The 12,080-nt window shown below is 62.4% G+C and carries 11 protein-coding genes and 1 pseudogene; 8 read left to right on the top strand and 4 right to left on the bottom strand.

Annotated features, from left to right (window positions below; all coding sequences use genetic code 11):
* The first annotated feature begins 244 nt into the window (after window positions 1–244).
* From ACFXS9_RS34490 to ACFXS9_RS34475, 4 genes are all read left to right on the top strand, one after another.
* Entirely contained in the window at window positions 245–583 is a 339-nt protein-coding gene (locus ACFXS9_RS34490; RefSeq protein ID WP_028348351.1) for a P-II family nitrogen regulator, read from the top strand.
* Between the two features lie 89 nt (window positions 584–672).
* A complete protein-coding gene (locus ACFXS9_RS34485) occupies window positions 673–1,980 on the top strand; it encodes an ammonium transporter (RefSeq protein WP_392697029.1) in 1,308 nt (435 codons plus the stop codon).
* 306 nt (window positions 1,981–2,286) lie between these two features.
* Window positions 2,287–2,625: a P-II family nitrogen regulator gene (locus ACFXS9_RS34480; protein ID WP_008142813.1), complete on the top strand. Its 339-nt coding sequence runs from the start codon at window positions 2,287–2,289 to the stop codon at window positions 2,623–2,625.
* Between the two features lie 38 nt (window positions 2,626–2,663).
* On the top strand, window positions 2,664–4,106 hold the full coding sequence (locus tag ACFXS9_RS34475; RefSeq protein ID WP_392697022.1) for an ammonium transporter: 1,443 nt from the start codon (window positions 2,664–2,666) through the stop codon (window positions 4,104–4,106).
* Between the two features lie 125 nt (window positions 4,107–4,231).
* Here the strand turns inward: ACFXS9_RS34475 and ACFXS9_RS34470 are convergent, their stop codons facing one another.
* Both ACFXS9_RS34470 and ACFXS9_RS34465 read right to left on the bottom strand, forming a co-directional pair.
* Window positions 4,232–4,642 carry a type II toxin-antitoxin system VapC family toxin gene (locus ACFXS9_RS34470; protein WP_392697019.1) on the bottom strand — a complete coding sequence of 137 codons (411 nt, stop codon included), beginning with the start codon at window positions 4,640–4,642 and terminating at the stop codon, window positions 4,232–4,234.
* Window positions 4,639–4,875 carry an AbrB/MazE/SpoVT family DNA-binding domain-containing protein gene (locus ACFXS9_RS34465; RefSeq protein ID WP_057844908.1) on the bottom strand — a complete coding sequence of 79 codons (237 nt, stop codon included), beginning with the start codon at window positions 4,873–4,875 and terminating at the stop codon, window positions 4,639–4,641. The genes ACFXS9_RS34470 and ACFXS9_RS34465 overlap by 4 nt, the downstream gene beginning before the upstream one ends.
* 253 nt (window positions 4,876–5,128) lie before the next feature.
* Here ACFXS9_RS34465 and ACFXS9_RS34460 point away from each other — a divergent pair, with 253 nt between their 5' ends.
* The 4 genes and pseudogenes from ACFXS9_RS34460 (at window position 5,129) to ACFXS9_RS34445 (ending at window position 10,713) form a co-directional block, all read left to right on the top strand.
* Complete coding sequence (locus tag ACFXS9_RS34460; RefSeq protein WP_392697016.1) at window positions 5,129–6,274, top strand: aminotransferase class I/II-fold pyridoxal phosphate-dependent enzyme; 1,146 nt, start codon at window positions 5,129–5,131, stop codon at window positions 6,272–6,274.
* 13 nt (window positions 6,275–6,287) lie between these two features.
* A pseudogene (locus ACFXS9_RS34455) lies at window positions 6,288–8,736 on the top strand (DNA translocase FtsK).
* A gap of 157 nt (window positions 8,737–8,893) precedes the next feature.
* On the top strand, window positions 8,894–9,661 hold the full coding sequence (locus tag ACFXS9_RS34450; protein ID WP_392700167.1) for an outer membrane lipoprotein carrier protein LolA: 768 nt from the start codon (window positions 8,894–8,896) through the stop codon (window positions 9,659–9,661).
* A gap of 236 nt (window positions 9,662–9,897) precedes the next feature.
* Window positions 9,898–10,713: an exodeoxyribonuclease III gene (locus tag ACFXS9_RS34445; RefSeq protein ID WP_028348342.1), complete on the top strand. Its 816-nt coding sequence runs from the start codon at window positions 9,898–9,900 to the stop codon at window positions 10,711–10,713.
* Between the two features lie 144 nt (window positions 10,714–10,857).
* On the opposite strand, the gene ACFXS9_RS34440 is transcribed toward ACFXS9_RS34445, so the two are convergent.
* Both ACFXS9_RS34440 and ACFXS9_RS34435 read right to left on the bottom strand, forming a co-directional pair.
* Window positions 10,858–11,298 carry a cyclic nucleotide-binding domain-containing protein gene (locus ACFXS9_RS34440; protein WP_028348341.1) on the bottom strand — a complete coding sequence of 147 codons (441 nt, stop codon included), beginning with the start codon at window positions 11,296–11,298 and terminating at the stop codon, window positions 10,858–10,860.
* Window positions 11,299–11,349: 51 nt separating this feature from the next.
* Complete coding sequence (locus ACFXS9_RS34435; protein ID WP_028348340.1) at window positions 11,350–12,036, bottom strand: response regulator transcription factor; 687 nt, start codon at window positions 12,034–12,036, stop codon at window positions 11,350–11,352.
* Between the last annotated feature and the right edge of the window lie 44 nt (window positions 12,037–12,080).

Raw genomic sequence — 12,080 nt, 5'->3', positions numbered from 1 at the left:
ATTTCCTTGAGCCGTGGAAATGGAGGTAGCCGGCGGGCGGCTGGGGGTGAAACCGCATTTTGGCGGACGTTACAGGTGCCTGTACAGTGATCGATGTCACCAGCTCGAAATGTTTTCCCCTTCTACCTGCAACTTTTTTGTGCCATTTGCCCAGAAAGATGACAGATTTGCATCGGCGGTCCGCCGTCGGGGCAGCCAACTTTTCGCGTGCTCAAAAACACCCCAGGGAAATGAAGGCCTGACCATGAAGCTCGTCGTCGCGATCATCAAACCTTTCAAGCTTGACGAGGTACGCCAGGCGCTGACGGCCATCGGCGTCCACGGCATGACGGTGACGGAGGTCAAGGGCTACGGCCGCCAGAAGGGCCACACCGAAATCTATCGGGGCGCCGAGTATGTCGTGAACTTCCTGCCCAAGCTCCGAATCGAAATCGCGGTCGCCTCCGACGTTGCGGATAAAGCGGTCGAGGTCATTACCGCGAACGCGCGTACCGGGCAGATCGGCGACGGCAAGATCTTCGTCACGCCGATCGACCATGCGCTGAGAATCCGCACCGGCGAGACCGACAGCGACGCGCTCTGAGACATCACGGAACAAGGCGCGGCGGCAACGACGCTGAACGCGCGAAGCCAAGAAACGGCAGCGAAACGACAACAGCCCGGGGGAATTTTATGGGGGCACCATCGTATCGTGCAGTAGGCAATGCTGCGCTCATCACTCTTGCGGCGAGCTTTGCAGTCATCACGCCGGCGCATGCCGAGACGTCCACCATCAGTGCCGCCGACACCGCGTGGATGATCGTCGCCACCGCGCTGGTGTTGATGATGACGATACCGGGCCTGGCGCTGTTCTATTCCGGCATGGTGCGCAAGAAGAACGTGCTGGCGACCATGGCGCAAAGCCTCGCCGCCGTCGCGATCATCTCGATTCTCTGGGTGGCCTTCGGCTATTCGCTGGCGTTTGTCGGTGATGGCGCTTGGATCGGCACGCTCGATCGCTGGTTTCTGATCGGCATGACGATGGAGAGCGTCAATCCGGCGGCGAAGACGATTCCGGAAGCGCTTTTCATGCTGTACCAGATGACGTTTGCGATCATCACGGTGGCGCTGGTGGCGGGCGCGGTGGCCGACCGGATGCGGTTCTCGGCCTATCTCCTGTTCTCCGTCGGCTGGTTCATGTTCGTCTATGTGCCGCTCGCGCACTGGGTGTGGGGCGGCGGATTCCTTGCCACCATGGGCGTGCTGGATTTCGCCGGCGGCCTCGTCGTGCATCTTTCCGCCGGCGTCGGCGGACTGGTTGCCGCGATGGTAATCGGACGGCGTCACGGCTACGGCAGCGAGAACCTCGCGCCGTTCGACCTCTCGCTCGCCGTGATCGGCACCGGATTGTTGTGGGTCGGCTGGTTCGGCTTCAACGGCGGATCGGCGCTGGCCGCGAACTCGCGCGCCATCATGGCGATCACCGCGACGCATCTGGCCGCCTGCGCCGGCGCGCTGACCTGGGCCGCGATCGAATGGGCGACCCGGCGCAAACCGTCGGTACTCGGCATGATCTCAGGCGCGATCGCGGGCCTCGGCACGATCACGCCGGCGTCAGGATTCGTCGCGCCGTGGCATGGCATCGTCATTGGCATTGTCGCGGGAACGCTCTGCTTCTGGGCCTGCACCTGGCTCAAGCAGCGCCTCAAATATGATGACTCGCTCGACGTGTTCGGCGTTCACGGCATCGGGGGATTGACCGGCACATTGCTCGCCGGCGTCTTCGCGGTGAACGCGATCGGGGGTACTGCCGGCCTGATCGAGGGCAATGCGCAGCAGGTACTGACGCAGCTCTATGGCGTCGCGGTTACCCTCGTCTGGTCGGGCGGCATTACCTTTATCCTGCTCAAGCTGGTGGGCGTGTTCGCGCCCTTGCGGGTATCGTTGCACCAGGAGCTGGAAGGCCTCGACATCTCGCAGCACGGCGAAGCCCTGCAATAGGCACCCACCGTATTACCGTTTTCTTGCCCTGCTGCTGAGCACGATTGCGTTGGCTGTCAGGCCATGCCCACGTTTTGGGCACGCCTGACTACGCTTTGGGCGCGGCGGAATGGCGCAAGAAGATGCAATTCTCGCAGAGGGCGAAAAGGTCCGGATTCATAGTCTGTTAGGGAACGATCCCGATCTGGCACGGCATTTGATTCTAAGGGTCCTGGCTGTGCCCGCGTAGTGAACATCTCCGCGTGGTGAACCTCAGTCGAGAACGCCCGGTCCGCCTGACCCGGGCCCAAGCGGGGACCAATACCCATGAAAATTGTTATGGCGATCATCAAGCCATTCAAACTCGAAGAAGTCCGGGACGCCCTGACCGCCATAGGCGTTCACGGTCTCACGGTGACGGAAGTCAAAGGTTATGGCCGCCAGAAGGGCCATACGGAAATCTATCGTGGCGCCGAATACGCCGTGAGCTTCTTGCCCAAGATCAAGATCGAGGTCGCGGTCGCCTCGGACCAGGTCGACAAGACCATCGACGCCATCACATCGGCTGCCAAGACCGGACAGATCGGCGACGGCAAGATCTTCGTCATCAACCTCGACCATGCGGTACGCATCCGCACCGGCGAGGCAGATGCCGCGGCCCTCTGATTTCGCGCACAAACCTTACCACTCAGGAGTAAAATCAAATGACGTTTAAACGTCCCTATAGCGCGGGATTGGCGGCCCTCGCAGTCGGCCTGTTCGCCGCGACCGCTGCCTACGCCGAACCAACGGTGAACAAGGGAGACAACGCCTGGATGCTGACGTCGACAGTGCTGGTGCTGTTGATGACGATTCCGGGTCTGGCGCTGTTCTATGGCGGTCTCGTCCGCTCCAAGAACATGCTCTCGGTGCTGATGCAGGTTTTCTACACCGTCTGTATCGTGACCCTGCTCTGGGCGCTCTACGGCTACAGCCTTGCCTTCACCGGCGGTTCCGACTTCATCGGCGGCTTCTCCAAGGCGTTCCTGATGGGCGTGACGACCGATTCGAAGGCCGCAACTTTCAGCGTCGATGCCAACATCTCGGAGCTCATCTATATCTGCTTCCAGATGACCTTCGCGGCGATCACCCCCGCCCTCATCGTCGGCGCGTTCGCCGAACGCATGAAGTTCTCGGCGATCGCCTTGTTCGTCCCGCTCTGGGTCACGCTGATCTACCTCCCGATCGCGCACATGGTTTGGTATTGGCCGGGTCCGGACTTGATCACGGACGCTGCCAAGGCGCTTGCCGCCGCGGCTGACGGCGCAGCGAAGACCGCGGCCCAGGCCAAGCTCGACGAGATCAACGCCGACGCCGGCTGGATCTTCAAGAAGGGCGCGATCGACTTCGCCGGCGGCACCGTGGTGCACATCAATGCCGGCATCGCCGGTCTGGTCGGTGCGCTCCTGATCGGCAAGCGCGTCGGCTACGGCAAAGAGCTGATGGCTCCGCATTCGCTCACCATGACCATGATCGGCGCTTCGCTGCTCTGGGTCGGCTGGTTCGGCTTCAACGCCGGATCGAACCTGGAAGCCTCCGGCGGCGCCGCGCTCGCCATGACCAACTCCTTCGTTGCGACGGCAGCGGCGGCGATGGCCTGGATGTTCGCGGAATGGATCGTCAAGGGCCACCCCTCGGTGCTCGGTGCGTTGTCGGGCGCAGTGGCAGGCCTTGTCGCAGTTACGCCCGCGGCCGGCTTCGCCGGTCCGATGGGAGCGATCGTGCTCGGTCTCGTGGTCGGCGTCGTCTGCCTGTTCTTCTGCACCGTGGTGAAGAACTCGCTCGGCTATGACGACTCGCTCGACGTGTTCGGTGTTCACTGCGTAGGCGGCATCGTCGGCGCGATCGGCACCGGCATCCTGGTGAATCCCGCGCTCGGCGGCACTGGCGTCATGGATTACGTCGCGGGCAAGATCGCAGACTACGACTTTGTCGCGCAGATGACCTCGCAGCTCTGGGGTGTCTGCACCACGCTGGTGTGGTCCGGCATCGGCTCGGCGATCCTGTTCAAGGTCGTCGATGTGATCGTCGGGCTGCGTGTCAACGTCGAAACCGAGCGTGAAGGCCTCGACGTCACCGAGCACACCGAGCGCGCCTACAACATGTAAGCTCTCCCGGGTGCGATCTCTTAGAAGGGATCGCATCCACAACTCCGGTTCGGGCACATACCCGGCAATGCCCTGACCGTTGAGGGGCTCCAGCGCAAGCTGGAGCCCCTTTCTTTTGTGCTCCGCTATTGTTCCCGTTCCGGCGCGATCAGTTCGATCGTCGGGAAATAGGTTCGATAACGCCTTGCATCGCGTGTCAGCAGAGGTAGCTGTTCGACAGCGGCGTGAGCGCCAATGAAGAAATCCGCCAGCACGCCAGTGCGAAGGCCCCCGGCGCCGCGATACCGCAGGTAAGCCTTGCCCGCGAGAAAGAGCGCGGTGCGCGGGATCGCCGCCAGTTCGATGTCCAAATTGCGGAGCATCGCGTCCACGCCTTCGGCCGTGGCGTAGCGCGTCGATATCTCGGCGTAGATGACATCATTGATGATAAGCGGCCCGGACGAGGCCGCTTGTTCGAGCCGTTGTTGCGACCAATCCGCCCATGTTTCGCCGTCGGTGACGACATCCAGGAGGACGTTCGAATCGACGAGCGTCATTCCGGTTCGCCACGCAACAGAGCCATCAGCTCATCGGTCGTCATGCCCGGCCCAGCCGAACCTCGCGCTTTGGCAAACCTGCTCGGCGGCCGAGGCCCATCGGCTTTTTCGATCACCACACCGCCATCGGCGCTGCGGCGGAAATCCACCTGGCTGCCAGGTTGAATCCCCAAATAGTCGCGGACACGTTTCGGAATTGTCACTTGGCCCTTGCTCGTAACTGTCGTCGCCATCGCAGGACTCCCGGAAGTAATACCCGTTCAAAATATGGTAATACTCTGCAAATTGTCCAGACCGACGCGATGGTTAATCGCGTCTTAACCTCGCCGTATCTATGGTGGTTTGATGGGTTTGCGGGGCTCGCTTAAGCCCTTTGACCGCTTTTGAAAGTGCTGGCGTTTCAGACATGGCAATGATCGCCTCTTCCGGCGTGGCGCAAGGCGCCGGCAGTGCAACCCTGCCGGTCAGGCCGAACGCTCGCCGTTCTTGCGCACGACCGAGCTGCTGGCGCCCTACCAGCCGGCCAAGCCATTGATTACGCTGTCTCTCGGAGAACCGCAGCACCCGGTGCCCCACTTCGTCGGGCCGATCCTGGCGAAACACATTGCTGAGTTCGGCCGCTATCCGCTTGCCAAGGGCATCGAGCCGTTCCGACGCGCCGCCGCCAACTGGCTTTCGAACCGGTTCCAGCTCCCCCGCCCGATCGACCCCGAGAGCGAAATCCTGGTGCTGAACGGCAGCCGCGAAGGGCTGTTTTTCGCGGCGATCACCGCCGCCCGTTATGTTGGCCCGCGCAAGGGTAGGCCCGCGATCCTGATGCCCAACCCGTTCTATCCGGCCTATGGCGCGGGCGCCCGGGCCGCTGGTTGCGAACTGATCTATCTGCCGACCACGCGCGCCAACGGATTCCTGCCGGATCTCGATACGCTCGACGAGGCTACGCTGGCCCGAACCGTGGCGATGTTCATTGCCTCGCCCGCCAATCCGCAAGGCGCCGTCGCCTCGCGCGATTACTTCACGCGGCTGAAGGCCCTCGCCGACCGCTACGGCTTCACGATCCTGAGCGACGAGTGCTATTCGGAAATCTACACCAGGCAGGCGCCCGGCAGCGCCTTGGAATGCGCCGGGCCTGATTTCACCAACGTCGTTGCGTTCCAGTCGCTGTCGAAGCGCTCCAATCTACCCGGCATGCGCGTAGGCTTTGCCGCCGGCGATGGGAAGTTCCTCGCCACCTTCCACGAATTTCGCAATGTCGCGGCGCCGCAGGTGCCGGTGCCGCTGCAGCACGTCGCAGTCGCCGCTTATAGCGACGAGACGCATGTCGAGGAGAACCGCAGGCTTTATCGCATCAAGTTCGATCTTGCCGATCAGATCCTGGGCAGCCGCTACGGTTATGTGCGGCCCGCCGGCGGCTTTTGCGTTTGGCTTGACGTATCTGAACGCGGCGGCGACGAGGCGGCGGCGGTGAAGCTTTATCGGGATGCTGGCGTCCGCGTGATCCCCGGCAGCTATCTGTCGCGGCTGCAGCCCGACGGCTTCAATCCCGGCGCGGGCTACATCCGTCTCGCGCTGGTCTCAGACAGTGAATCAACGGCCGAGGCATTGCACCGGCTGGTCGAAATTCTGGATTAATCGCAGGGCCCCAATGAGCATGCCAGCGATCGAACGTGTCATTCCCCTGGTCGGTCATCTGCCGGTCTCGATCCGCGAGGCCCTGGCGCGGCGGCTGCGCGAGCTTGCCGGCCTCAGCCTGATCGCGCTGTCCGGCGTGGCGGCGGCGGCGCTGATGACGTGGTCGGTGCAGGACCCAAGCTTGAGCCACGCGACGTCGCGCCCGATCCGCAACGTTCTCGGCTACCCCGGCGCAATCGGCGCCGATCTGTTGATGCAGATTCTCGGCCTCGGCGCGATCATGCTGATCCTCCCCGTCGCGGTGTGGGGTTGGCGCATGCTGACCCATCGCGCCTTCGACCGCGAAGCGCTACGCCTTGGGTGCTGGATTCTATCCACAGTGATCGCGGCAGGCTTTGCAAGCTGCTGGCCGCATGGCGGCGCGTGGGCACTGCCGACCGGGCTTGGCGGCGTCGTCGGCGACGCGCTGGTGCGTGCGCCCGCCGTCGTGTTTGGCCCGGCCGGCTTCACCTATCGTCTCGTGCTCGGCATCATCCTGTTTGCGGCGATGACTGCGGCCTTTTTGTTTGCCAGCGGCTGGGGCTCGCGCCCGAAAGAGGAAGAGCTGACGCCGATCGAGGACGATGATGCACCCTTCGTTGAAGAAGGGGATCGCAGCTCGGTGTCGCTCGGATGGGTGTACCATGCCCTGATGAGCGCAAAGGCTCGGCTCGGGTGGCTGATGGGCGTGGCCTACCGATCGCTGGTGTCGAGTTCGCCGCCGCCTCGCAAGTCCTCGTTCGAACGTCAGGAACCGAGCCTCGGCGGCCGCGCCGCACCGGCATTGGCCCCGCAGCAAGGGGAGTTCGAGGACGAGGAAGAAGAGGAAGAGGAGGACGAGGAAGTCCCGGCCGCCCGCGCTCCGCGCAAGAAGCCTGCACCGCGCGCAGCGGCGAAGAAATCCGACAAGTTCGAACTCCCTTCGGTCTCGATGCTGACGGCGCCGAAAGCGTCGGACCGGCAGCCGCTCAGCAAGGCTGAACTGGAGGCCAATTCGCGCGCGCTGGAAGGCGTGCTCGGCGATTTCGGCGTCCGCGGCGAGATCGTCAAGGCCAATCCCGGCCCGGTCGTGACGCTGTACGAACTCGAACCGGCGCCCGGCATCAAATCCTCGCGCGTCATCGGCCTTGCCGACGACATCGCCCGCTCGATGAGTGCGCTTTCGGCGCGCGTCGCCGTTGTTGCCGGCCGCAATGCCATCGGCATCGAGCTGCCGAATGCACATCGTGAGAAAGTTTACCTGCGTGAATTGCTGACCACAAAGGACAGCAACGAGTCGACGGTGAAGTTGCCGCTCTGCCTCGGAAAAAACATCGGCGGCGAATCCATTATCATCGATCTGGCGCGTACACCGCATATGCTGATCGCGGGCACCACCGGCTCCGGCAAATCAGTCGCCATCAACACCATGATCCTCAGCCTGGTCTATCGCCTGAGGCCGGATCAGTGCCGCCTGATCATGGTCGATCCGAAGATGCTCGAGCTCTCCGTCTATGATGGCATCCCGCATTTGCTGACGCCGGTCGTGACCGATCCGAAGAAGGCGGTGGTGGCGCTGAAATGGGCTGTGCGCGAGATGGAGGAGCGCTACAAGAAGATGGCCAAGCTCGGTGTGCGCAACATCGACGGCTATAACCAGCGCCTCGTCGAAGCCAAGGCCAAGGGCGAGGAGCTGACGCGCACGGTGCACACCGGCTTCGACAAGGAAACCGGGAAGGCGATCTACGAGGAAGAAAAAGCTCGAGCTCGAGCCGCTGCCTTATATCGTCATCATCGTCGACGAAATGGCCGACCTGATGATGGTGGCCGGCAAGGACATCGAAGGCGCGGTGCAGCGCCTGGCGCAGATGGCGCGCGCCGCCGGCCTGCACGTCATTCTCGCGACGCAGCGTCCGTCGGTCGACGTCATCACCGGTACCATCAAGGCTAACTTCCCGACCCGCATCGCCTTCCAGGTCACGTCGAAAATCGACAGCCGCACCATTCTCGGCGAGATGGGCGCCGAGCAACTGCTCGGCCAGGGCGACATGCTCTATATGGCCGGCGGCGGTCGCATCAGCCGTGTGCATGGACCATTCGCTTCAGACGAAGAAGTCGAGAAGGTGGTGCGCCACCTCAAGACGCAAGGCGCACCCGAATATCTGGAAGCGGTCACTGCGGAGGAACCGAGCGAAGAAGACGGCGCGGTATTCGATTCCACCGGCATGGGCGGCGACGGTGGCGGCGACCTGTTCTCGCAGGCGGTTGCGATCGTCAAGCGCGACCGCAAGGCTTCGACGTCCTATATTCAGCGCCGGCTGCAAATCGGCTACAACCGCGCCGCTTCGCTGATGGAACGAATGGAACAGGAAGGCATCGTTGGGCAGGCGAATCACGCCGGCAAGCGCGAGATCCTGGTCGAGGAGGAAGAGGGCGGATTCTAAAGCGCCGAACCTGGATTCGGCGCAACGATTTCACGGAAAAACGATATCTCCTTTGGTCGAAGCGCGATAAACTGGCCGGCAGCGGGATGCCTCGTCGAATAGAGATCCGAAACATCTGATGACACAACAACCTACCCATCGCGGGCTGCGCTCCGGAATGGCCCTTTTGATCGCCACATCCATCGCCGGCTTCGCGACATCGGCTCTCTCACAGACCGTGCCGGTTCCGAAGCCCGCGCCCAAGGCCCGCGACGGCAGCGTGCAGATGAGCGCACAGGAAAAAGCGCCGATGACCACCGGCGCCACCCAGGCGCCGCCGAATCCGGTGCTTCCGGATCCGCGCCGCAATGTCCCGGCCAATGTTTTTGCAACGTTCGATGCCAACCAGAAGGCGCAGGCTGCGCGGGTGAGTTCATATCTATCGTCGCTGCAGACGCTGGTCGGGAATTTCGTGCAAGTCGGTCCTGACGGCAGCAGGACCAAGGGCGATTTCTACATCCAGAAGCCGGGCAAGGTACGTTTCGAATATGACGACCCGAGTCCGATCGCCATTATCGCCGACGGTTCATCGCTGGCCGTGCGCGATCGCAAGCTCGCGACCCAGGACATCTATCCTCTGTCGCAAACGCCGCTGCGTTTCCTGCTGTCGGACCGTATCGATCTGTTGAAGGACACCAATGTCGTCAGCGTCACCGCCGATGACGTCTACATCAGCGTTACCATCGAGGAGAAGCAGGCCCTGATCGGCACCAGCCGGCTGATGCTGATGGTTGGCGTGAAGGATGGCCAGCTCAAGCAATGGACGGTGACCGACCCGCAGGGTTACGACACCACGGTTGCGGTTTACAATCTCGACTCGTCCAAGAAGGTCGACCCCGGCCTGTTCAAAATCGACTTCACCAACTACTTCACTCCGGCAAACTGAGCGACGGCGTTCGTTTTCCTTCTGCGGAGCCGTGGGGTGGGCAAAGCCACCGGGTCGCGCGAATGCGCGACGAGCGCAAGGGCGCTCGCGGAGTGATGACAGGCTCCGCGTGCCCACCATTCTCACCGAGATTGGAATGCATGGTGGGCACGGCGCGGAGCGCTTTTGCCTTGCGAATTTCCACCTGTGGACAAAGCGCGCGACGTCGTCAGGAACCGTGGTAAGACACGGCTCCCATGCGTTTTTCCCTGACAACGTGGAATATCAATTCGGTGCGCCTGCGCATCGATATCGTCGCCAAATTCCTCAAATCGGCGCGACCGGATGTACTGTGCCTGCAGGAAACCAAATGTATCGACGACGCTTTTCCGCTGAAGCGGTTCAAGCGTCTCGGCTATGAGCATGTCGCGCTGAACGGGCAGAAGGGCTATCACGGCGTCGCCATCGTCTCGAAACTGCCCTTCGACACCACCGATATCAGAACCTTCTGCGAAAAGATCGACTCGCGGCATATTTCGGTGGCTTTCGGCGAGAAGGCCCAGCTTGCAAAGCCACTGGTGCTGCACAATTTCTACGTTCCGGCCGGCGGCGACATTCCCGATCCCGCGCTCAATCCGAAGTTTGATCACAAGCTGAAATTTCTCGACGAGATGAAAGCCTGCGAACCGCTGCATCCGCGTGGTGACGACCGGCATATCCTGGTCGGCGACCTCAATGTTGCACCACATGAAAACGACGTGTGGTCGCACAAGCAGCTTCTGAAGGTCGTCTCGCACACGCCGATCGAATGCGAAAAGCTCCTGGCTGCGCAGGCCCATGGCGAATGGTTCGACGTCGCGCGCGAGCGGATCCCGCTTTCGGAAAAGGTCTATACGTGGTGGAGCTACCGCGCCGCCGACTGGACGGTGGGCGACCGTGGCCGTCGGCTCGACCACATCTGGGTCTCGCGCGCGCTGAAGGACGCAGTCAGCGATTTCAGGATCACCCGCGACGCCCGCGGCTGGGAGCGTCCATCGGACCACGTGCCTGTCACGGTGACGCTGGAGGTGTAGGTTCTTCGTCGCCCTGCGAACGCGAGCGCCTATAACCACAAGCCTTCGTTGTTACGAAAACCATCTACCAAATTGCCCAAAACAGAAGCCGCGGCGTATGGGTCCGGGATCGCGCTCGCTCTCGCTTGTCCGGGACGACGGGGCTCAAATACTCAGCTTGGCGCCCGCCATCAGGATATCGCTGGCGAGCTGGCTGGTGCGGGTGGCGAGTTCGTCGCGCAGGCGGCGCGCCGCGGCGGGGTCACTTTCGAGCACGCGCTGAAACAGGCTGCGTGACACCCGGATGACCGAGGAATGATCAAGCGCGACCGCGCTGGACGGCCGTTTCATGGCCACGATCAGCGCCAATTCGCCGATCAGGGCCCCGGGGCCCGCAACGACTTCTGCGCCGCCGTCTTCGACGCGGAACGAACCGCGCTGAACGATGTAGCCTGCATCCGCGTCGTCGCCCGCGTTGAACAGATAATCACCGGGAGAGAAATCGCGCTGCTCCGAGCCGATCGCCAGCATGCGAAGCGCCGCCGTTCCCAACAGGCGTAATGTCGGGACCCGCTCAAGCAGGGCTACATCATCGTCGATCGACATGGACCGTTGACCGGGATGCGCGAAAATTACGAATCGTGGCTGCGAATCGTATCACGGCACCAGTTTGTAACCACCGGCTTCCGTCACCAGGATTTCCGGGTTGGCCGCATCTTTCTCGATCTTCTGCCTGAGACGGTAGATGTGGGTTTCCAGCGTGTGCGTGGTGACGCCCGAATTATAGCCCCAGACTTCCTGCAGCAGCGTCTCGCGCGACACCGGCAATTGGCCGGCGCGATACAGGAAGCGCAGGATCGCGGTTTCCTTCTCGGTCAGCCGCACCTTTCGGGCATTGGCGGCGGTCAGCATCTTGGAGCCGGGCCGGAAACTGTAAGGGCCGACGGAGAATACCGCGTCCTCGCTGGCCTCGTGCTGGCGGAGCTGCGCCCTGATTCGGGCGAGCAGGACGGCGAACCTGAACGGCTTGGCGACGTAGTCGTTGGCACCCGATTCGAGCCCCAAAATGGTGTCGGAGTCGGTGTCGTGGCCCGTCAGCATGATGATTGGCGCCTTGAAGCCACCCTTGCGAAGGCTGCGCACGACCTCCCTTCCATCGGTATCGGGCAAGCCGACATCCATCAGCACCAGATCGGGGGAATTGGCTTTGGCGGCGCTGGCGCCCTTGGCGCCGGTATCGACTGCGGAGGCTTCGAATTCCTCATGCAGCGACAATTGCTCCACCAACGTATCGCGCAGATCGGTGTCGTCATCCACGATCAGGATCTTGCGGGCATTGGGCATAGGATACGATCCTCTTGAGGCAGGCGGCGGACACAAGCGAAAGC

This window comes from Bradyrhizobium sp. RDI18 (assembly GCF_043203335.1).
GTDB lineage: Bacteria > Pseudomonadota > Alphaproteobacteria > Rhizobiales > Xanthobacteraceae > Bradyrhizobium > Bradyrhizobium retamae.
Note: the sequence above shows the minus strand (reverse complement) of the source record. Positions and strands in the feature narration are given on the sequence as shown.

Excerpts from the sequence above, each read along its gene's own strand:
- ACFXS9_RS34485 (WP_392697029.1), top strand. The coding sequence starts at position 673 with ATGGGGGCACCATCGTATCGTGCAGTAGGCAATGCTGCGCTCATCACT.
- ACFXS9_RS34445 (WP_028348342.1), top strand. The coding sequence starts at position 9,898 with ATGCGTTTTTCCCTGACAACGTGGAATATCAATTCGGTGCGCCTGCGC.
- ACFXS9_RS34490 (WP_028348351.1), top strand. The coding sequence starts at position 245 with ATGAAGCTCGTCGTCGCGATCATCAAACCTTTCAAGCTTGACGAGGTA.
- ACFXS9_RS34475 (WP_392697022.1), top strand. The coding sequence starts at position 2,664 with ATGACGTTTAAACGTCCCTATAGCGCGGGATTGGCGGCCCTCGCAGTC.
- ACFXS9_RS34465 (WP_057844908.1), bottom strand. The coding sequence starts at position 4,875 with ATGGCGACGACAGTTACGAGCAAGGGCCAAGTGACAATTCCGAAACGT.
- ACFXS9_RS34450 (WP_392700167.1), top strand. The coding sequence starts at position 8,894 with ATGGCCCTTTTGATCGCCACATCCATCGCCGGCTTCGCGACATCGGCT.
- ACFXS9_RS34480 (WP_008142813.1), top strand. The coding sequence starts at position 2,287 with ATGAAAATTGTTATGGCGATCATCAAGCCATTCAAACTCGAAGAAGTC.
- ACFXS9_RS34440 (WP_028348341.1), bottom strand. The coding sequence starts at position 11,298 with ATGTCGATCGACGATGATGTAGCCCTGCTTGAGCGGGTCCCGACATTA.
- ACFXS9_RS34470 (WP_392697019.1), bottom strand. The coding sequence starts at position 4,642 with ATGACGCTCGTCGATTCGAACGTCCTCCTGGATGTCGTCACCGACGGC.
- ACFXS9_RS34435 (WP_028348340.1), bottom strand. The coding sequence starts at position 12,036 with ATGCCCAATGCCCGCAAGATCCTGATCGTGGATGACGACACCGATCTG.